The sequence below is a fragment of the Brevundimonas sp. BH3 genome, assembly GCF_045345115.1.
Taxonomy (GTDB): domain Bacteria; phylum Pseudomonadota; class Alphaproteobacteria; order Caulobacterales; family Caulobacteraceae; genus Brevundimonas.
This window is the reverse complement of the sequence record NZ_CP150796.1, coordinates 2,905,805-2,923,966: the sequence shown is the minus strand read 5'-3', so window position 1 is coordinate 2,923,966 and position 18,162 is coordinate 2,905,805. Positions and strand designations below refer to the sequence as shown.

At 59.1% G+C, this 18,162-nt stretch carries 23 protein-coding genes; 18 read left to right on the top strand and 5 right to left on the bottom strand.

Features of this window, described 5'->3' with window-relative positions:
• Positions 1-17: 17 nt before the first annotated feature.
• Genes WEU32_RS14235 through WEU32_RS14220 form a run of 4 tightly spaced genes read left to right on the top strand, consistent with a single transcriptional unit; the run spans position 18 to position 3,108 of the window.
• A complete protein-coding gene (locus tag WEU32_RS14235; protein ID WP_406852358.1) occupies positions 18-644 on the top strand; it encodes a hypothetical protein in 627 nt (208 codons plus the stop codon).
• Between the two features lies 1 nt (position 645).
• A complete protein-coding gene (locus tag WEU32_RS14230) occupies positions 646-960 on the top strand; it encodes a transcriptional regulator (protein ID WP_312138307.1) in 315 nt (104 codons plus the stop codon).
• A gap of 37 nt (positions 961-997) precedes the next feature.
• Complete coding sequence (locus tag WEU32_RS14225; protein ID WP_406852357.1) at positions 998-1,774, top strand: tyrosine-protein phosphatase; 777 nt, start codon at positions 998-1,000, stop codon at positions 1,772-1,774.
• A gap of 2 nt (positions 1,775-1,776) precedes the next feature.
• Positions 1,777-3,108: an anthranilate synthase component I family protein gene (locus tag WEU32_RS14220; RefSeq protein ID WP_406852356.1), complete on the top strand. Its 1,332-nt coding sequence runs from the start codon at positions 1,777-1,779 to the stop codon at positions 3,106-3,108.
• On the opposite strand, the gene WEU32_RS14215 is transcribed toward WEU32_RS14220, so the two are convergent.
• Both WEU32_RS14215 and WEU32_RS14210 read right to left on the bottom strand, forming a co-directional pair.
• Complete coding sequence (locus WEU32_RS14215) at positions 3,073-3,660, bottom strand: TadE/TadG family type IV pilus assembly protein (protein WP_312138303.1); 588 nt, start codon at positions 3,658-3,660, stop codon at positions 3,073-3,075. The genes WEU32_RS14220 and WEU32_RS14215 overlap by 36 nt on opposite strands.
• The gene (locus tag WEU32_RS14210) at positions 3,660-4,238 is read right to left on the bottom strand and encodes a TadE/TadG family type IV pilus assembly protein (protein WP_406852355.1); all 579 of its coding nucleotides are present in this window, start codon (positions 4,236-4,238) and stop codon (positions 3,660-3,662) included. The genes WEU32_RS14215 and WEU32_RS14210 overlap by 1 nt, the downstream gene beginning before the upstream one ends.
• Before the next feature lie 264 nt (positions 4,239-4,502).
• Between WEU32_RS14210 and WEU32_RS14205 the strand changes: the two genes are divergently transcribed.
• The 9 genes from WEU32_RS14205 (at position 4,503) to WEU32_RS14165 (ending at position 13,966) form a co-directional block, all read left to right on the top strand.
• Positions 4,503-4,682: a Flp family type IVb pilin gene (locus WEU32_RS14205; RefSeq protein ID WP_406852354.1), complete on the top strand. Its 180-nt coding sequence runs from the start codon at positions 4,503-4,505 to the stop codon at positions 4,680-4,682.
• A 140-nt stretch (positions 4,683-4,822) separates the two neighbouring features.
• Positions 4,823-5,299 (top strand): prepilin peptidase, encoded by a 477-nt coding sequence (locus WEU32_RS14200; protein WP_406852353.1) that lies wholly within the window; start codon positions 4,823-4,825, stop codon positions 5,297-5,299.
• Between the two features lie 112 nt (positions 5,300-5,411).
• Complete coding sequence (cpaB, locus tag WEU32_RS14195) at positions 5,412-6,368, top strand: Flp pilus assembly protein CpaB (RefSeq protein WP_312814297.1); 957 nt, start codon at positions 5,412-5,414, stop codon at positions 6,366-6,368.
• 11 nt (positions 6,369-6,379) lie between these two features.
• Positions 6,380-7,966, top strand: a complete 1,587-nt coding sequence (locus WEU32_RS14190) for a type II and III secretion system protein family protein (RefSeq protein WP_406852352.1) — start codon at positions 6,380-6,382, stop codon at positions 7,964-7,966.
• Between the two features lie 5 nt (positions 7,967-7,971).
• Positions 7,972-8,655 carry a CpaD family pilus assembly protein gene (locus WEU32_RS14185; RefSeq protein ID WP_406852351.1) on the top strand — a complete coding sequence of 228 codons (684 nt, stop codon included), beginning with the start codon at positions 7,972-7,974 and terminating at the stop codon, positions 8,653-8,655.
• 3 nt (positions 8,656-8,658) lie between these two features.
• Positions 8,659-10,404 (top strand): CpaE family protein, encoded by a 1,746-nt coding sequence (locus WEU32_RS14180; protein ID WP_406852350.1) that lies wholly within the window; start codon positions 8,659-8,661, stop codon positions 10,402-10,404.
• Between the two features lie 4 nt (positions 10,405-10,408).
• The gene (locus WEU32_RS14175) at positions 10,409-11,992 is read left to right on the top strand and encodes a CpaF family protein (RefSeq protein WP_406852349.1); all 1,584 of its coding nucleotides are present in this window, start codon (positions 10,409-10,411) and stop codon (positions 11,990-11,992) included.
• 5 nt (positions 11,993-11,997) lie between these two features.
• Complete coding sequence (locus tag WEU32_RS14170) at positions 11,998-12,975, top strand: type II secretion system F family protein (protein WP_312138285.1); 978 nt, start codon at positions 11,998-12,000, stop codon at positions 12,973-12,975.
• Between the two features lie 13 nt (positions 12,976-12,988).
• The gene (locus WEU32_RS14165; protein ID WP_406852348.1) at positions 12,989-13,966 is read left to right on the top strand and encodes a type II secretion system F family protein; all 978 of its coding nucleotides are present in this window, start codon (positions 12,989-12,991) and stop codon (positions 13,964-13,966) included.
• A gap of 4 nt (positions 13,967-13,970) precedes the next feature.
• Here the strand turns inward: WEU32_RS14165 and WEU32_RS14160 are convergent, their stop codons facing one another.
• Complete coding sequence (locus tag WEU32_RS14160; RefSeq protein WP_312138282.1) at positions 13,971-14,402, bottom strand: SRPBCC domain-containing protein; 432 nt, start codon at positions 14,400-14,402, stop codon at positions 13,971-13,973.
• Between the two features lie 131 nt (positions 14,403-14,533).
• Here WEU32_RS14160 and WEU32_RS14155 point away from each other — a divergent pair, with 131 nt between their 5' ends.
• The 3 genes from WEU32_RS14155 to WEU32_RS14145 are packed head-to-tail and all read left to right on the top strand — an operon-like array spanning position 14,534 to position 15,299.
• Positions 14,534-14,692: a hypothetical protein gene (locus tag WEU32_RS14155; RefSeq protein WP_312814286.1), complete on the top strand. Its 159-nt coding sequence runs from the start codon at positions 14,534-14,536 to the stop codon at positions 14,690-14,692.
• A gap of 50 nt (positions 14,693-14,742) precedes the next feature.
• Positions 14,743-15,084, top strand: coding sequence for a RidA family protein (locus WEU32_RS14150; RefSeq protein WP_406852347.1), 342 nt, complete (start codon positions 14,743-14,745; stop codon positions 15,082-15,084).
• Positions 15,084-15,299, top strand: a complete 216-nt coding sequence (locus WEU32_RS14145) for a hypothetical protein (protein WP_406852346.1) — start codon at positions 15,084-15,086, stop codon at positions 15,297-15,299. Before WEU32_RS14150 ends, WEU32_RS14145 begins: the two co-directional genes overlap by 1 nt.
• 10 nt (positions 15,300-15,309) lie before the next feature.
• On the opposite strand, the gene WEU32_RS14140 is transcribed toward WEU32_RS14145, so the two are convergent.
• Together WEU32_RS14140 and WEU32_RS14135 are read right to left on the bottom strand one after the other, a co-directional pair.
• Positions 15,310-15,615 carry a hypothetical protein gene (locus WEU32_RS14140; RefSeq protein WP_406852345.1) on the bottom strand — a complete coding sequence of 102 codons (306 nt, stop codon included), beginning with the start codon at positions 15,613-15,615 and terminating at the stop codon, positions 15,310-15,312.
• 119 nt (positions 15,616-15,734) lie between these two features.
• A complete protein-coding gene (locus tag WEU32_RS14135; protein WP_406852344.1) occupies positions 15,735-16,268 on the bottom strand; it encodes a hypothetical protein in 534 nt (177 codons plus the stop codon).
• 170 nt (positions 16,269-16,438) lie between these two features.
• Here WEU32_RS14135 and WEU32_RS14130 point away from each other — a divergent pair, with 170 nt between their 5' ends.
• Positions 16,439-17,641 (top strand): threonine ammonia-lyase, encoded by a 1,203-nt coding sequence (locus tag WEU32_RS14130; protein ID WP_406852343.1) that lies wholly within the window; start codon positions 16,439-16,441, stop codon positions 17,639-17,641.
• Positions 17,622-18,155 carry an FKBP-type peptidyl-prolyl cis-trans isomerase gene (locus WEU32_RS14125; protein ID WP_406852342.1) on the top strand — a complete coding sequence of 178 codons (534 nt, stop codon included), beginning with the start codon at positions 17,622-17,624 and terminating at the stop codon, positions 18,153-18,155. Before WEU32_RS14130 ends, WEU32_RS14125 begins: the two co-directional genes overlap by 20 nt.
• Positions 18,156-18,162 lie beyond the last annotated feature (7 nt).

Here is an 18,162-nt window from a genome sequence, read left to right as displayed (position 1 = left end):
AACAGGAGGAAACACCCATGTCCCAACATTCTCAAACCGATGTTCATAGCGACATCGCCTATATGAAATCGCTGGCCGAAGAGGGGCGTCATGCCCCCGTCATGGTGGGGCCAATTCTGGTGGCTGCCGCCTTGTGGTTTGGTGGGGCCACCGCTGTGCAGTGGCTGATCGCTCTGGGGCGCGTGCCCTTGTCGGGCTGGGGGATTATGGGGATGTGGGTTGGGGCAGGCATCGGCTTTGCGGCCTTGCTCTATGTCCTGATCCGTAAGATCGATCTCAAAACCGGCAGCCAGACCAAGGATAATATGGCGATCGGGGCGGCTTGGTCGGCCTGTGGCTATACAATCTTTGGCTTCTGGCTGGTGCTGTTGGCCTTCGGATTCAGTTCGCAAAACTGGGCGATGATGTCGCTGATGCCTTCGGTCGTGATGATTGCCTATGGCGCGGCCTGGATGATTGCAGGACAGATTGTACGCAAGGGCTGGATGGTCCTGACGGGGGTGGTCTGTTTTGCAGGGGCTGTGGCGCTCGGCTGGTTTGCCTTCACGCACTGGATTTATCTGATCTATCTGCTGCTTTTGGCGTCAGTAGCTCTGCTGCCGGGCATGTATCTGATGAAGCTGGCCGCAAGGGCACGAGGCTGAGATGGCAGCGCAAGCTTCGGCCGATTTTGACATCAACCGCATCGACGAGGTGATTCATGGCCGCATCCGGCTGGGCATCATGGCCTATTTGTCGAGCGCCGATGTGGCTGAGTTCAGCGAACTGAAAACCCGCTTGCAGACCACGGACGGCAATCTGTCAGTCCATTTACGCAAACTGGAAGAAGCGGGTTTTGTCACTGTCGAGAAAAGCTTTCAGGGCCGCAAACCCCTGACGCGGGCACGCCTTAGCGATACGGGTCGCGAAGCCTTTATCCGCTATCTGGACCAGATTTCGGCTCTGGTTGCACAACGCTAGATGCCCTGAACGGCTAATCGGTCTAAGGAAGGCGGTCATGAGCGACCGCCTTCTTTCCTTTGAAGCCATCGATAATTTTCGCGACTTTGGCGGCTATGCTGGCGCTGAAGGCATCGTGGCGCGCGGACGACTGTTCCGCTCGGGCCAGTTGTCGCGCACCACGCAGGCCGATCAGGCCAAGCTGGAAGCATTGAACCTGCGCTGGGTGGTCGATCTTCGCCGCGCTAGCGAACGCCTCAAACAGCCCGACCGCATGCCGCAGGGCTGGCAGGGCCAGATCTTGTTCAGTGATCTGGGCGGTGACGGGCTGGCCCCGCACATCCAGTTTTTGAAAAGCGGTCAACTGACGGAAAATTCAGGGCGCGGCTATATGGCGACGACCTATGCACGCATGCCGTTTGAACCGTCGCATGTCGCTATGTTCAAGGGGTATTTCGGGGCCCTGCTACGCAATGACGGCGCATCCTTGATCCATTGCGCTGCGGGCAAGGACCGTACCGGGCTTTTGGCCTCTCTGGTCCATAGGGCGTTGGGTGTGCATGAGGATGATATCATGGCCGACTATCTGGCTACCAATACAGCCGTCAATCTGGAGGGGCGCGCCGAGGAAATGGGCCAGTGGCTGGGCAAGATGACCGGCCATCCGGTGTCGCGCGATGCGGTGGTGGCATTTTTAGGGGTGGATGCCGATTTCCTGCATCACGCCTATCGCGCCATTGAGACGCAAAGCGGGTCGTATGATGCCTATGTCCGGCAGGTGTTGGAGCTCGATAGTAAGGCGATTGGCAAGTTACGTCAGGGCTTGAGCAGCTGAGCATGTTCGAGATCAAGAAACCTCTGGCATGGTGCGATCCTGTTGCGGTGGCACAGTCTTTAAAAGACCAGCCATGGCCGCTGGCTATGGTCGCAGGTGCAGATGCCCCGAAAAAACACGGCGGACGCTGGTCATTTGTGGCCTGTGCGCCCGACAAACAGGCGGTCATTCCGCTCTGTGACGGACAGTTTGATGTTCTGGACCAGGATGCCTGGCGAAGCGGGCCGGCTGTAGGGCTGATATCCTATGATGCAGGCGCCCGACAGGCGACAGGAGCACGTGAGCATGTCTGGCCTGATCTGATCCTTGCCCGCTATCCGGCATGGCTGGCCTTTGACCATATCAAGCAACAGGTCTGGGCCTGTGGTTGGGGAAGGACCGAGGACGCAGCCAAGGGGCGGGCGGGCCTTGCGGCCAGCTGGGCGGCTCTGGTCCCTGAGCTTGAAATGCCTGCACCGCCCTCAATGGATTTTGAAGCGGAGGCTGAACCGCAAGCCTATTGCGATGCTGTGGCCGAGGTCGTGCGCCGCATCGGGGAGGGCGAACTGTTTCAGGCCAACATCGCCCGCGCTTGGCAGGGCCGGCTCAAGGCAGGAGCTCGTCCGCTCGATGTTTTTTTGCGCCTGTCCCGGCAACGCGGTGCGGCCTATGGCGCATGGTGGCAGGCTGGAGACTATGGGTTGGTATCCAACTCACCCGAACTGTTCCTGTCCTGTGATCTTGCGACCCGCCGCATCGAGACGCGCCCGATCAAGGGTACTTCTGCCCGCTATGATGATCCGCGCAAAGATGCGGCATCTGCACAGGCTCTGTCGGACAGCCTGAAGGACAGGGCCGAGAACCTGATGATTGTCGATCTGATGCGTAATGATCTGGGCCGCGTGGCCGAGATTGGCAGCGTGGTCGTCGAACGCCTGTTCGAGTTGGAAAGCCATCCAACCGTACACCACCTAACCTCGGTGGTTAGTGCCAAAATCAGGCCTGAACTGGACTGGGCGGACATATTGCGCGCCACCTTCCCTCCCGGTTCGATCACGGGGGCTCCCAAGCATCAGGCCATGAAGGTGATCGCCGAACTGGAACCCTCGCGCGGCGCATGGTGCGGCACCCTGTTTGTGCGCGGCATGGCCCTTGCGAACCATGTATCGGCTTCAGTATTGATCCGCACCGCCAGTTTCGCGCATAGGTCGGGGCAATGGCATTGGCGGGCACAAGCCGGGGCAGGTATTACCGCAGACAGTCATCCGCAGGCCGAACTGGCCGAAACTGACGCCAAGATCAGTGCGCTCCATCAGGCCCTAGCGGGGGCGCGGGCAACTGGTGCAACTGACTGAAGCCACTTCACGTGGGCGCAGATAGAACCGGCGTTTGAAGGTGGTGATATCCGACAGGAAATCGCCAAAACCCGGCACAGAAATGTCGAATGGCGAGTCATATTTATAAATGGTCTCTGCCAGAATGACGCTGTCACCTTCTTTCTCGAGGATACCCGCCGGTACCGGCACAACCTTGTCATAGCCCAAGGGCGGAGCCTTGCTGCCATAGCTCCAGTCGACGCGGGCCTCCCCCTTGTCATTGAGTACAAGGCTGGTGACTGTCCCTTCCAGGGGGGTTGACGAATAGGGCACCATAATCAAGCCGCCAACGGCGAAAAAGTCCGATAGCTGGGCAGGTGTCACGGTTCCTGCCTGCGCCACAATATCGGCCATCATCGAGGCTGAATGGCTGGCGCGGCGCTGGACCATAAAGGCCTGTGTGAACTCGATTACACCGATATAGAGGACCAGAAACAGCGGCAGTAGCAGGGCAAATTCGACGGCGGCAACGCCGTCCTGATTGCGACGGAAACGATTGCCGAAATGACGGAGGCTAAGGAAGATCTGCATCAGAACGGCTCGTTTCTAAAGGCTGTGGCCGCGTGAAGAATGGTGTCGCCATTCCCCAACCGGATCATAGCATGGCCAAGAAAGGGGCTGACGACCGGCTGTTTGTACCAGACCCGCATCAGCATGAAGCTGCGTGCCGAACCGATATCGAATTTCAGATTCTCGGGTTTGAACTCGCCATCCACCACAGGATCGGAAATGCCGGGATTGCTAAATGATGCCACTGGCTGGACGTCGATTTCGATGCGGCTCAGGCAGGCAGATTCAAAAAAAGCCATACGGGCACAGATTTCTTTTTTAAAGTCTGCGGCAGTGGCGGTTTGAGGTAACTGACCCGTGCGGATCAGGCGGCCACTGTTCAGTGTTGCCGATTCCAGAAGGGCGCTGACGGTCAGGATGATCGCCACCTCGAAAATGGCCAGCAGCAGCCCGAAAAAGGGAATGGCGACCAGCGCGAATTCAACGGCGGTGGCCCCTTCGCGGGATGTCTTGCGTGCTGTGCGGGCGTCGCGTGTGCGGAACACCATCATGGCTTGACCCTCTGAAACCGTGTGCGGCGGGCAATGGGACCGCAGCATGCATATACGGTCCTATCGCTCTGTATGGGGTTTTTCCTAAGACAAATTTGTAAAGCAAATACCTAAGGCAAACGCCGTTTGGTTACTTCTGGTCAAATGGTAACGACTTGGTAACTACGATTCCGCCTTGTGGGGTGACAGAACTTTACTTGCGTTTAAGGTATAATCTGCAAAGTCGCCTTGCATTTGGGCGCAAAGAACACTGCGCGGCCCATCGCGGGGGAGCGCTGCTGTTTCCTCCCGCTCAACGAGAGAGGACTACATATGCGTAATCTGCTGAACCGTTTCGCCAAGGATGAATCCGGCGCGACCGCAATCGAATACGGCCTGATCGCTGCCCTGATCGCCGTTGTCATTATCGGCGCTCTGGTTGCCGTTGGTGGCAACCTCAAAGAGAAGTTTACCGATGTTTCGGATGAACTGGCGACAGATCGTTCGGCTTAAGATTGGTCGGCGCATTTAGCTGTGCTGAAAAGGCCGGAGCAATCGCTCCGGCCTTTTTTCATGCTTAACGGCGCAACTATGGCTTAACCAAATTGTGTCACCGTTCGAGCATGTATTATGTCGCGAGCGCATTTCTGTTTGTGTTCCCCGCCCTGGTGATTCTGGGCGGTGTCTATGATCTGACCACCATGACCATCCCCAATTGGATATCGGTCGCTCTGCTGGGGGCCTTTATTCCAGTGGCCCTGATGCTGGGCCTATCATGGCAGGACATGGCCGTGGCGCTGGGTCTGGGCTTTGCGGCTCTGGTTATCGGTATTGCCCTGTTTGCTTTCAAGGTGCTGGGGGGTGGCGATGCCAAGTTGATGGCGGCTTCTGTGATCTGGCTGGGTGTGTCGGGGCTTTTGCCGTTTCTGGCTGTCACGGCTCTGGCGGGCGGAGCCTTATCTTTGCTGCTGATCGGGGCGCGCAAATGGGCTCCGGTTTTGCCGGTTGTGTTTCCCGAATGGATGAAGCGGTTGCTGCAACCGAAAGGTGATATTCCTTACGGGGTCGCTATTGCCGTGGGTGCGGTGTTTGCCTTTCCGTATTCGCAAATGTTGTTGAAGTTGTCGTAACCACATTTATTAGCAACATCCTTTGGATGTTCTGGTTCTGTGGCTTCAGAATAATAGCTTTTGGCGGGGCGGGCGCAGATTTCTGTAGCCCGACAACCGCCGGAGAACATCGATGAAACCTGCAAAGATTGCTGTGATCTGTGTCGCTGCACTGGCGGCTGTAGGCCTCGCGCTGGTCGTGCGTTCCATGGGGGCGTCTGACGACAAGAAGGCTACGGCCGAAGTGTCTGCGCCCGCGGCAGCAACCACCAAGGTTCTGGTCGCGGCTGTGGATCTGGAACCGGGTCGTCTGCTGACCGCAGAAGACATGACCTGGAAAGACTGGCCTGTCGCCGATGTGCACCCGGCCTTTGTGACAGATGGCTCTGTGCCCCTGCCTGCAAATGCGAACGAGGCTGCGGCTCCCGCTGCGGAAAAGAAAAAAGAAGACGGGACTGTCACCAAGGTCGTCGATGCTGTGGTGTCGCTGAATAGCCCGACAGCCCGTGACCATCTGGCTGGATCGGTCGTGCGCGAAAGCATTCTGGCGGGGGAACCCGTCCAGACGCGCAAACTGGTCCGTGCAGGCGAGAGTGGCTATATGGCTGCCTTCCTCGATCCGGGGATGCGCGCCATGAGTATTCCGGTTTCGGCCGATACGGCGGCGGGCGGCTTTATCCTTCCGGGTGATCGCGTGGATGTGCTTCTGACCCGCGAAGTTGATGTCCCGTCAGGCGACGACACTATCAAACGCACAGTCACCGCCACGGTACTGCAGAATCTCAAGGTTCTGGCTGTCGATCAGGCCACACAGGCTCCGACCGAAGAAAAGGCCGTTATCGGGGCCACGGCGACCCTTGAGGTCAATACCCGTGATGCCGAAACACTGGCTCTGGCTCGCGCGCAAGGTGATCTGACGATTGTGCTGCGTTCCTATGCCGATGCTGGCGGCCCGCGCGGTCTTATCCCCGGTGCGGTGCGTCGCGGCGAAGGCGCTGTTCGCGCCGCGTCCAGTGCTGCCAGTGGCGATACCCGTTCTGTGCGCATCTTCCGCGGTGACGCCACCCCCGAAGTGGTGGTGCTGCAATGAGAGGTCTTGAAATGACATCGACCCAGGGCCGTACGGGCCATGCCGTGGCCATGCTCGCAGCGGTGGCAGTGGTGGCGGGTCTGACCGCTGTGTCGTCTCCCGCGCAAGCTCAAACCCATGCCGTTGCTGCAAGCAATACGGCGACCATAACCTCGGGTTCGGCTCCGCGCCGCATCAACCTGCCCAAGGGTTCGTCCTTCTCAGTCGATCTGCCCGCCGATGTGCGCGACATTGTGGTGACCAATCCCGAGGTCGCCAATGCCATGCTGCATACGCATCGCCGGATCACCATTGTCGGTCTGACGCCGGGTGAAACCGATGCGGTGTTCGTAGGGGCCAATGGACGTGTGATCCTGACGCTGAAAGTGCGTGTGGACGCCGGCGTTTCGGCGCTTCAGGAATCCTTGACCCGCACCTTCCCCGGTTCGGATTTGCGGGTCGAAGCGGTCAACGACAATATCGTTCTGAGCGGGTCTGCCGCAAATATGGGTGATGCGGAACGTGCTGCGCAACTGGCCCGCGCCCATGCCTCCAGCCCTGACAAGGTCGTCAACATGATTTCGATCAACGGATCGGATCAGGTGACCCTGCGCGTGCGCGTGATCGAGGTACAACGCAATGTCATCAAGCAACTGGGCTTTGATACCAATGCGGTCATCGGACGGCTTGGGGATCCGCAATGGTTAATCGGTCAGGCCGCAACCTGGGGGATCAATGGCAGCTTCCTGGGTAGCGGTTCGGCAGGCTGGTCACACGACACCACCAAAAACTACCAAATGCAGATGCCTTGTGGTCCAGGCTGGCCTGCGGGGGCTATGTGCCCTGTAACGGTAAATGGTGGTGCCCCAGGTGACCCCAGTAACTGGGACACGGCGCAGCCCGGCACAGGTCCCGGATCGGATGGCTTGAACAAGGGCTCGGCCACTTTGAAGGCTTTCGAGCGAGTAGGGCTGGTACGCACCCTTGCAGAGCCAAACCTGACCTCGGTGAATGGCGAGGCTGCGAGCTTCCTTGCTGGTGGTGAGTTCCCTGTGCCGGCCAGTCGTGACCGGGACGGGCAAGTGTCGGTGGAGTACAAGCCTTATGGCGTTGGTCTGTCATTCCGTCCGGTTGTCCTTTCCGAGGGGCGCATCAGCTTGCAGGTCAAGATTGAGGTGTCCGAACTCAATCCGGCCTCGGGCCTGACAATTGGTGCGGGTACGCCGTCCTCGATCACTCTGCCGGGCCTGACGGTCCGCCGCAGTGACACGACGGTGGAGCTTCCGTCGGGCGGGGCCATGATGATTGCGGGCCTGTTGCAGGAAAGCACACGTCAGGCTGTGGACGCGCTTCCGGGTATGACCAATCTGCCGGTCCTCGGCAGCCTGTTCCGCTCGCGCGACTACCAGATGGGTGAGACCGAACTGGTGGTGATTGTCGAGCCCTACATCGTCAATCCGACAGCTCCGGCTCGGATGCAAACACCGGCAGATGGTTTGCGTATCGCCACCGATGCCCAGTCAATTTTCTTTGGACAGTTGAACCAGGTCTATGGCGCACCGGCCCCGAGTGTTTCGGGTGCAGGGTGGCAAGGCCCGGTCGGCTATGTGATCGAGTGACCCCGATGATGAACCGATCCTTCTTTACCTGCCTGATGATGGGCGCAGCCTTGGCTATGGGGGCTTGCGTCGGTCCGGACGCCAATCTGGACATGACCACAGCCAGCCGCACACCGCTGTCGCGCTATATGCTTCAGGTCGAACCCGATCAGGACCGTATCGCGCTGGCGGTCCGCACCGATGCCCTGTCCGCCAACCAGCAATCGGCTGTGGCGGCTCTGGCGAGCCGGTATCGCGCAAGTGGTGCAGAGCGGCTCTTGATCGAGGTGGCCGACCAGACCGATAGCGCCAATGCCCGAATGATTGGCCATGTGATCAGGGCGCTGGAAACCTATGGCGTGGCGCGCCACCAGATCAGTGTAACCAACTATGAGGCCCCTGCAGCCAATGCGCCTCTGGTGGCCGGATTTGCAACCATCCGTGCACAGGTGCCCCAGTGCGGCAGTCAATGGGGCAATCTCAGCCGCACGGGCAATAATAACGGTGCCTCTAACTTCGGTTGTGCGGTAAACGCCAATCTTGCGGCGCAGATTGCCGATCCGAGGGATATTGTGGCTCCGCGCACCATGACCCCGCCCAGCGCCCAGCGCCGCACGGTTGTGTTTGATGCCTATCGTCAGGGCCAGACTACTTCTGCCCAGCGCGAACAGCTCCTGTCTTCTGCGCGTGTTTCCGACGTTGTTGAGTAAGTTATGACCAAGTCACCCCCCGCAATCGATCCTCTGGATGGCTTTGAGATCGATGACGATTTTTTGGAAACGATCTCCAACCTGATTGCGGAAGACGGTGCGGGCGATGTTGCTGTAGCCAAGGGGGCGGCGGAGCTGAATGACGAGCCGGAACCCGAGAATTTTCTTAAAAGTGCGCTTAGTCGGGTCGAGGAATCATTTTCGGTATCGGCAGGACAGTCCGAATCTTTGTCCAGAACGTCTGCCGAACCTCTAGAGGCATCTGATATGTCTGCATTGAAGTACGCATCTGAAACGTCGGTTTATGAGGAGCCGGTCACGACGTTTGAGCTGGAAGACATCGAGGTGGTGGAGGCTCCGCGTCCTGCTGCTGCAACCGGTGCCGGGGCTACAGTCGTGGATATGCCGGTGACGGCCGTACGTGATGAAACTCCTCACTCCAGTGCTTTCCAGAACGAAGCGGATACGGTCGTGTCTTCCTCGACCATGCCGGTTCTGGCCGGTGGTGGCGGACTGGATTTTGATGCTCAGGCCGTGGATGTGTCCATTCCGCGCATTGCTGTCCATATCTTTGCCGAACGCCAGGACACACTGGCCGCTGCCGAGCGCGCCGCACAGGATCGCCGAATGTCCCGCGCCACCACGCAGGTGCGCGTCGGCGGTATTGCGGCTGCGATCGAGACCTACCAGCACGAACCGACCCCGCCGCTGATCCTAGTCGAATGTATGAAGGATGCGCGCAGTCTGCTGGGCGAGATCGACCAGTTGGCCGAGGTTTGCGATGCGGGTACCAAGGTGGTCGTTGTCGGCGCTACCAACGATATTCTGCTGTATCGCGAACTGATGCGTCGTGGCGTTAGCGAGTATCTGGTTGCCCCGATCCAGCCCCTGCAATTGATTGCCGCCATTGGCAGCCTGTTCAATGATCCGGACCAGCCTTTTGTCGGTCGCACGATCGCTTTTGTAGGCGCGCGGGGCGGTTCGGGCTCTTCGTCTGTGGCGCACAATACTGCGTTTGCCATGTCCGAACGTATCGGCGTGAATACGGTTATTGTGGATTATGATTTGCCGTTCGGCACATCGGGTCTGAACTTCAATCAGGACCCGCTGGGCGGGGTTGCAGATGCCCTGAGCCAGCCGCAACGTCTGGATGCGACCTTGCTGGATCGTATGATGGTGCGTTGTTCGGACCGTCTCAGTCTGTTTGCCGCTCCGGCCACACTCGACAATGACTGGGATATCGACGCCGACGCCTTTGACGAGGTGACAAACCGTATCCGCAGCACGGCTCCGTTTGTGGTGCTGGACCTGCCGCATACATGGTCCAGCTGGATGCGCCAGCAACTGATCTCCGCAGACGAGGTGGTTCTGGTGGCTACACCCGATCTGGCCTCCTTGCGCAATGCCAAGAATCTGGTCGACCTTATCCGTCAGGCCCGCCCAAATGATGCTCCGCCGCGTGTGGTGCTTAACCAGGTCGGGATGCCGGGCCGACCCGAAATTCCGGCCAAGGAATTCGGACAGGCTCTGGGCATACATCCGGCGCTCAGCATTCCATTTGATGCCAAGGTGTTCGGTGCGGCGGCCAATAACGGCCAAATGATCCTCGACAGCGCGGCCAAGACCAAGGCGGCCGAGGCGTTCGAAACCTTGGCCCAGATCGTGTCCCAGCGTCAGATACCAGCCACTTCGTCGACCAAGGCGCGTAAAACATCTGTAGGCCTTGGTGGCCTCTTCAAAAGGCGCTGATTAAATGTTCGGCAAGCGGCAATCGACAGCAACCCCTCCTTCCGGCGTCATAGCTCCGGAAGAGCCGGTTGCTGCGCGCCTTGATCCTGCGTCAAAACGGCCATCTCCCGCCGTTGACCTGACACTGGATCAGGCAGCGGCTTCGCCGGTACGTCCGAAGAAGATTGCCGAGCCTTCGATTGACGGCTTCGGCCTTGAGGAGCTGGAGGGCCAGATGGCCGCCCCCGCTCCCGAGAAAAAGGCTGGCTCGCGAAAGTCTTCCGGTCTTGAGCAGATCAAGAAAGCTCAGGCCGTCACCGAGATCGTTCGCGAGCAGAGTGACTATTACCACGCCACGAAGACCACCATCTTCAACGCGCTGATGAATACGATCGACCTGTCGCAACTGGCCCAGCTGGACCAGAAGGCCGCGCAGGAAGAAATCCGCGACATCGTGGCCGAACTGGTGGCGATCAAGAACGTCTCCATGTCGGTGGCCGAGCAGGAGCATCTGGTTCAGGACATCGTCAACGATGTGCTGGGCTATGGTCCGCTGGAGCCGCTGCTGGCGCGCGATGACATCGCCGACATCATGGTGAATGGCGCGAACCGCGTCTTTATCGAGGTGGGCGGCAAGGTCCAGCTGACCAATGTCCGTTTCCGCGACAATACGCAGTTGATGAACATCTGCCAGCGCATCGTGTCGCAGGTCGGTCGCCGTGTGGACGAAAGCTCGCCCATCTGCGACGCTCGTCTGCCGGATGGTTCGCGTGTGAACGTGATCGCCCCGCCGCTGGCGATTGATGGTCCGACCCTGACCATTCGTAAGTTCAAAAAAGACAAGCTGACCATGCGCGATCTTGTCGAGTTTGGCTCGATGAGTCCCGATGGCGCACGTGTGCTGGGCGTGATTGGTGCGGCACGGTGTAACGTGCTGATCTCGGGCGGTACGGGGTCGGGTAAGACCACGCTCCTCAACACCATGACCGCCTTCATCGATCCGACCGAGCGCGTCATCACCTGTGAAGACGCCGCCGAGCTTCAGCTACAGCAGCCCCACGTCGTGCGTCTGGAAACGCGTCCGCCGAACCTTGAAGGCCAAGGCCAGATCACCATGCGCGATCTGGTGAAGAACTGTCTGCGTATGCGCCCCGAACGCATCATCGTCGGCGAGGTCCGTGGCCCCGAAGCCTTCGACCTTCTTCAGGCTATGAACACCGGCCACGACGGTTCGATGGGCACGCTGCACGCCAACTCCCCGCGCGAAGCCATCAGCCGTATGGAATCCATGATCACCATGGGCGGCTATGGTCTGCCTTCAAAGACCATCCGCGAGATGATTGTCGGTTCGATCGACATCATCATTCAGGCAGCGCGTCTGCGCGATGGCTCACGTCGTATCACCCACGTGACCGAGGTTGTCGGCCTCGAAGGCGATGTGATCGTGACGCAGGATCTGTTCGTCTATGACATCACCGGCGAGGACGCGGCCGGTCGCGTCAGTGGCCGCCACCGCTCGACCGGCATTGCTCGTCCACGCTTTTGGGACCGTGCCCGCTATTATGGCCTCGAGCGCGAACTGGCCGACGCTTTGGACGCCTCGGAGTAAAAACGATGATGATGGTCCTGGCGGCTGTTCTGGCCTTTATCACCATCGGCGGGATCGGCTGGGTTCTGGTGGGTGGCGACGATAGTGCCAGCGATGGCGTCAAACGTGCCAAGGCCCTGACGGCTGCCCGCCCGTCCACCACGCAGGGTAAGCGGACCAATACGCCGGTCACAGCGGAAACACGTCGTAAGCAGATTCTGAGTCAACTTCAGGAAGCCGACCGTCGCGAACGTAAGGCCCGGGTCAGTCTGACTGCGCGTATCCGACAGGCGGGCCTGTCCATGTCGGTGCGGACCTTTATTATCTTTAGCGTGCTGGCGGGTCTGGTCGGCTTTGTCCTGCCGTTTATTCTGGGCCTCAATATTTTTGTGTGTCTGGGATTGATGGTCATTCTGGGCGTAGGGCTTCCACGCTGGTTCCTTGGGTTTCTGGCCAAGGGGCGGATCAAAAAGTTTTCAGCGTCTTTTGCCGATGCCATCGATGTTCTGGTGCGCGGTATCAAGACCGGTCTGCCGGTGAATGACTGTTTCAAGATTATCGCCCGTGAAAGCCCCCAACCTCTGGGCGGCGAGTTCCAGCGCCTGCTCGAAGGTCTTGGAGTGGGCATGTCTTTGGCCGAGGGGCTGGAGCGCATGTACGAGCGCATGCCGACGCCGGAACTGAAGTTTTTCAGCATCGTCATTGCTATTCAGCAAAAGACAGGCGGCAACCTCGCCGAGGCGCTGAGCAACCTGACGACGGTTCTGCGGGCCCGCCGTCTGATGCGCGAGAAGATCAAGGCCATGTCGTCCGAAGCTGTGGCTTCGGCCCTGATTATCGGCTCGCTGCCCCCCTTGGTGATGACCATCGTGATGGTCACCAGTCCCAGCTATATGATGACCATGTTCACCGATATGCGAGGCCAGTTCATGCTGCTGGGCGCAGCCTGCTGGATGGGGATCGGCATTTTCGCCATGAAGCAAATGATCAACTTCAAGATCTGACGGAGGACAGGATATGGAAGACTTCATCCGTTTCGTGACCACACCGCAGAATCTGCTGTCGATCGGTGTGGGTGTCGCGGTCTTTGCTTCGATCTTTACCCTGCTGAGCGGCATGGTCGGCGGCAAAAGTCTGGATAAGCGCATCAAGCATGTTGCAGATCGGCGTGATGAACTTCGACGTCGATCACGGGCTTCGATGCAGGGGGGCGCTACGCCTTCGCTACGCCAGACCGACGAAGGCTTTAAAAAGCGGGTCGTCGACCGTTTGAAAATCTCGACCCTGCTGGAAGACCCCAAGGTCACCGAGCAGATCATGCAGGCGGGTTTTCGCGGGCAGAGGCCGGTTACAACCTTCTATTTCTTCCGCTTCTTCACGCCGCTTGTACTGGCGGCAATTGCAGGTTTTTACCTGTTTGTCCTGACCGACCTACCTGTGCCCCTGATGACCAAATTCGCGGGCGTGGCAGTGGCGATTGCGATCGGTTTTTATGGACCGAACATCTATCTGTCGAACCACATCCAGAAGCGTCGCCAGAAGATTGTCGAGGCCTTCCCGGATGCACTGGATCTTTTGCTGATCTGCGTGGAATCGGGCATGTCCATCGAGGCGGCCATCCAGAAGGTCAGTCAGGAAATCGGCACCCAGTCGCTGGAACTGGCCGAGGAGCTGAGCCTGATGTCGGCCGAGCTATCCTATCTGCCGGATCGCCGTATGGCCTATGATAATCTGGCAAAGCGCACCAATCATCCGGGCATCAAGTCTGTCGCGACGGCTATGACGCAGGCCGAAACCTATGGCACGCCGCTCAGCACGGCTCTGCGGACTATGGCCAAGGAAAACCGCGAGCTTCGTCTGGCCGCCGCCGAGAAAAAAGCGGCGGCTCTTCCGGCCCAGCTGACCGTACCGATGATTATCTTTTTCCTGCCCGTGCTGTTCGTGGTCATCATGGGACCGGCCGCTATCAGCATCATGGATATGATGGGCAGCTAGGCTTTTAGCCTTCGAGCAGAGCTTTCAGACGCGCATTCATGTCGAGGAATGCCGGGCGGATACGCGCGCGATGTTTGTCATGGAATAATTCGCCGCGTAGACCTGAAAAGGTGATGCCATTGGTGACAATGGTGGCACCCTTCTCGACTTCATCCAGCAAAATGAAACGCGTCGACGCCGACAGGAAGCCTCGCTTCTCGCTCCAGATCAGCTTACCGGCAGGAACCCATTCGGAAACGCTGGCCTGCACATGGCGTTCGCGCAACTCCGGGAAAGCCTCGCGAAAATGCAGAGGGGTAGCAAACCCGATCGAGCCTTCTACGTCGCGCTCATAGGGGTTCCACTTTTGCCAGATGGCAAGGTCTTCGATCACTTCCCAGATCTGCTCTGCCGAAGCGCGAATGCCGATACGGTTGTCGATGCGGGTGCTTTCCATATCCCTGCCTGTGACACGACCTAGCGGCGGATGAAAGTGGCTATAGGGCTACCACGCTCAAAAAAAACAGGTGGGATCACATCGACGCAGCCGGCGTTTGAGTGACGTAACCTTGAGGCATTGAGGCCCGCATGAGCAAGATTCCCGTAGAGTTGCCGCCGGATCCTTATCCTGAGCCACTTACCAAAGGCGCAGACAAGAACGGGTTGGCCAGCACGAACATCCTTTTGTTTGTTCTATCCTTTGCCGTCACATTTGGTCTGGTGTGGCTGTTACTGGAAATTTTCTAGGCGGCGGCGCAAGAGGCGGTTATGGCATGGCAAACGAAAGGTCTTTAGCCATGATCAAACGCATTCAGCCTGACGCCCGTATGAGTCAGGCCGTTGTCCATAATGGCGTTGTCTATCTGGCCGGTCAGGTCGGCGAACCCCACGAGGATGTGGCGGACCAGACGCGCACGGCGCTTGCCGAAATCGAATCCTTGCTGGCCGAGGCTGGCAGCGACAAGTCCAAAATCTTGATGGCGACAATCTGGATGGCCGACATGGCCGACTTCGAAACTATGAATAAGGTCTGGGATGCGTGGGTCGATACAGCCAATCCACCGGCCCGTGCGACGGGTGAGGCCAAGCTGGCGACCCCAGATTATCGCGTTGAAATCATTGTGACGGCAGCGATCTGATGAGCGACCATTCCGAACTTGAACGCTTTCGCGCCGCGCGTGTCACGGCGTTTTATCGTCTGGACCTGATCGAAAAGGGGGCCCAGCTGCATTACGAGGACGGTACGCCGGTCGATATGCAGTCCGAGGCCGCCCGCCTCAAAGAACAGGTTGCCGACATGGATCGCCGCATCCGCAATCTTGAAGACAAGATCAAACGTCAGGCCCTCAACTAGGGCTGAACTGTCAGTTGGTGGCGGTCGCCGCTGCCGTGGCTTCCCCGGTTTCGACCGGTTGCAGCCGCAGGGGCGACTGTTTGCCCGCATCGGTTGCGGCAGTCGGAGCTTCGCGCGCTGCGGCATTGTCCATCAGCAGCGGAGCCAGTGCGAAGACTGCAACCAAAGCCCCCAACAGTAGAGCCAGTATCGCAACGCTCAACATCACTATGCCTGTGCGGCGACGACGGCGGCCGATTCCCGTGCGGACATTGCGGACGATGATATACCGTGTGCCGCTAAAGGCCTCGGAACCGATGATATTGTGTTGGGACATAACAGGCACGCTCCCGATCCATACTGACTATATTTCAAGTCAGCGGACCGGTGCGGCCAAACAATGTCCGTGAAATGATCGTCATGTGTCCACGGACACACAAGTGCGATATCGGACGCTTACAACGACAGGTTGATTGTACGACCGTTGCGGATATGCACCTGCTGCATCAACACAGTGACCGGTCCCTGACCGGCACGCACCGGCGCAATCACATACCAGCGACCGTCCGGAAGATTGCTGAAGCCGAAGCGGTTATTCTCGCAGGCGGTCGAACGCACGAAGTCCCGATAGTCGGCACTGGTGTCCGGCACGGTGCGGGCGCGCACCACATCGGCAGGAAGCTGGGCGCGGGAGTTGGATCCGTACAGGGTCTGGAAGCGGGCATCCGTATAGGGGGTGGCGGGCGTCAGGCCAACCGAGCCGACACAGGAAAAGGCCGCACCGTCTTGTGTCGAGGTCACCTGCCCCTGAATACCCCCCCGGCCCTGCGCACTGGACCAGACAAAATCGGCACGGTCAAAAGCGCCCGAAGCCACAGGTGCCGGTCCGCTCCCCATGGGCACAGTCGAACAGGCTGCAAGAGCGACAGCTCCGAGCATGGCCGAAACCGTCAGGGATTTGCGGGCGACTTGGAAGGCTGTGCGCGACATGGGAACCTCGTTCGCAGGGGGGTGATCCAAGGAATATCCCTATGGGATGACCTGTATGATGACGCAGTGTCAAGCTTGTCCGCAAGCTTGCGGTGGTTCACAACAGCTCAAAATAGCACCGGCAAATTCAGTGGCCGGATAACAATATAAGAGGAAGCCCGCGTTCTCATATGACAGTCCGCTTTGAAGATATTCGTGAGGCTCAACAGCGCATTGCCGGTCAGGTCGACCGCACACCTGTTCGCTATTCGCGTCGTTTGTCGCAACTGACCGGTGTCGATATCTGGATCAAGTTCGACAACCTGCATTTTACAGGCTCGTTCAAAGAGCGCGGGGCGCTTAACCGTCTGTTGCAGCTGACGCCCGAAGAGCGCAAGCGTGGTGTGGTGGCCGCTTCTGCCGGCAACCACGCCCAGGCTCTGGCCTATCATGGTGGCCGTCTCGGTGTGCCGGTCACCATCGTCATGCCCGAGGGCACCCCCTTCGTGAAGGTGGATGGCACGCGCGCCCACGGTGCCAATGTGGTCATCCACGGCCTCGACTTCTCGGCCTCGACCGAGGAGGCTCACCGTCTGCGCGAAGAGAAGGGTTTTATCTTTGTCTCCGCCTTTGACGATGAAGGCATTGTCGCGGGACAGGGGGTCTGTGGTCTGGAGTTCGTAGAGGACGTGCCGGAACTGGATGCCCTGATTATTCCGATCGGTGGCGGCGGTCTGATTGCGGGTAGCGCTATCGCGGCCAAGGGCCTGAAGCCCGATATCAAGATTTTCGGTGTCGAGGCCGCCCGCTATCCATCCTTCACCGCGCGGCGCGCGGGCAAGCCGCCGGTCTGCACCGGCCAGACCATTGCCGAGGGCATTGCCATCAAGGCCGTGGGCGACATTCCGTTTGCGCTGGCCGATCCTTTGATCGACGAGGTGTTCGTCTGCGAGGAAGCGGATTTCGAAAAGGGCGTGGCTCTTTTGGCGACGCTGGAAAAGACAGTCGCAGAAGGTGCAGGGGCCGGTGGCCTTGCCGCCATTCTAGCCAATCCCGAACGCTTCAAGGGTATGAAGATCGGGATCGAGTTGACCGGCGGCAATATCGATGCGCGGATGCTGGCCGTAGTACTGAACCGCGAAATGGTGCGCGAGAAACGCCTGATTGTTTACCGCATCCTCGGTGATGACCGCCCGGGCATGTTGTCGGCTATGGCGGCAGTGATCGGCGGTCTTGGCGGCAATATTATTGATGTGGTCCACAACCGTCTTGCGCTAGACGTGCCGGCCAAGGGGGCCGAGTTCGACATCATGGTCGAAACCCGCGACGCCCGTCACGCCGAGGACATCGGCCAAGCCTTGAAGGACAAGGGTTATGAACTTCGCATGGGCTAAGCCCGCAAGTATTGCCATGATCGCGGCACTGGCTCTGGCGGCCTGTGGTCGTTCGGAAAATGTCTCCGGCGCGGATGCCGAGGCCGCCAAAAAGGCGGCACAGGAATTCCTGATCGAGAACAGCAAGGTCGAGGGTGTCAAATCCCTGCCGTCGGGACTGCAGTACAAGATCGTCACCTCGGGTCCGGCGGACGGCAAGTCGCCGGACAGCAATGATCTGGTCAGCGTCCATTATGAAGGCACGCTGACGGACGGCACGGTGTTCGATAGCTCGTTCGGTCGCGGTTCGCCCGCCGTCTTCGCCCCCGATCAGGTGGTGAAGGGCTGGACCGAGGCCCTGCAACTGATGCGCCCCGGTGACGAGTGGTATCTCTATGTGCCGCCGGAACTGGGTTACGGTGAAAATCAGGCAGGGCCTATTCCGGCCCATTCAGTGCTGGTGTTCCGCCTTCAGGTGCTGAACGTCGCCGACGTGCCGGGCGGCCATAAGGGTGGCGCACCCGCCAACGGCTAACGGATCT

Coding starts and splice junctions, on each gene's coding strand:
- WEU32_RS14225 (WP_406852357.1), top strand. CDS start 998: ATGAGCGACCGCCTTCTTTCCTTTGAAGCCATCGATAATTTTCGCGAC.
- WEU32_RS14175 (WP_406852349.1), top strand. CDS start 10,409: ATGTTCGGCAAGCGGCAATCGACAGCAACCCCTCCTTCCGGCGTCATA.
- WEU32_RS14220 (WP_406852356.1), top strand. CDS start 1,777: ATGTTCGAGATCAAGAAACCTCTGGCATGGTGCGATCCTGTTGCGGTG.
- WEU32_RS14140 (WP_406852345.1), bottom strand. CDS start 15,615: ATGTCCCAACACAATATCATCGGTTCCGAGGCCTTTAGCGGCACACGG.
- WEU32_RS14165 (WP_406852348.1), top strand. CDS start 12,989: ATGGAAGACTTCATCCGTTTCGTGACCACACCGCAGAATCTGCTGTCG.
- WEU32_RS14215 (WP_312138303.1), bottom strand. CDS start 3,660: ATGCAGATCTTCCTTAGCCTCCGTCATTTCGGCAATCGTTTCCGTCGC.
- WEU32_RS14185 (WP_406852351.1), top strand. CDS start 7,972: ATGATGAACCGATCCTTCTTTACCTGCCTGATGATGGGCGCAGCCTTG.
- WEU32_RS14155 (WP_312814286.1), top strand. CDS start 14,534: ATGAGCAAGATTCCCGTAGAGTTGCCGCCGGATCCTTATCCTGAGCCA.
- WEU32_RS14205 (WP_406852354.1), top strand. CDS start 4,503: ATGCGTAATCTGCTGAACCGTTTCGCCAAGGATGAATCCGGCGCGACC.
- WEU32_RS14180 (WP_406852350.1), top strand. CDS start 8,659: ATGACCAAGTCACCCCCCGCAATCGATCCTCTGGATGGCTTTGAGATC.
- WEU32_RS14230 (WP_312138307.1), top strand. CDS start 646: ATGGCAGCGCAAGCTTCGGCCGATTTTGACATCAACCGCATCGACGAG.
- WEU32_RS14235 (WP_406852358.1), top strand. CDS start 18: ATGTCCCAACATTCTCAAACCGATGTTCATAGCGACATCGCCTATATG.
- WEU32_RS14150 (WP_406852347.1), top strand. CDS start 14,743: ATGATCAAACGCATTCAGCCTGACGCCCGTATGAGTCAGGCCGTTGTC.
- WEU32_RS14160 (WP_312138282.1), bottom strand. CDS start 14,402: ATGGAAAGCACCCGCATCGACAACCGTATCGGCATTCGCGCTTCGGCA.
- WEU32_RS14190 (WP_406852352.1), top strand. CDS start 6,380: ATGACATCGACCCAGGGCCGTACGGGCCATGCCGTGGCCATGCTCGCA.
- WEU32_RS14170 (WP_312138285.1), top strand. CDS start 11,998: ATGATGATGGTCCTGGCGGCTGTTCTGGCCTTTATCACCATCGGCGGG.
- WEU32_RS14145 (WP_406852346.1), top strand. CDS start 15,084: ATGAGCGACCATTCCGAACTTGAACGCTTTCGCGCCGCGCGTGTCACG.
- cpaB (WP_312814297.1), top strand. CDS start 5,412: ATGAAACCTGCAAAGATTGCTGTGATCTGTGTCGCTGCACTGGCGGCT.
- WEU32_RS14130 (WP_406852343.1), top strand. CDS start 16,439: ATGACAGTCCGCTTTGAAGATATTCGTGAGGCTCAACAGCGCATTGCC.
- WEU32_RS14125 (WP_406852342.1), top strand. CDS start 17,622: ATGAACTTCGCATGGGCTAAGCCCGCAAGTATTGCCATGATCGCGGCA.
- WEU32_RS14135 (WP_406852344.1), bottom strand. CDS start 16,268: ATGTCGCGCACAGCCTTCCAAGTCGCCCGCAAATCCCTGACGGTTTCG.
- WEU32_RS14210 (WP_406852355.1), bottom strand. CDS start 4,238: ATGCTGCGGTCCCATTGCCCGCCGCACACGGTTTCAGAGGGTCAAGCC.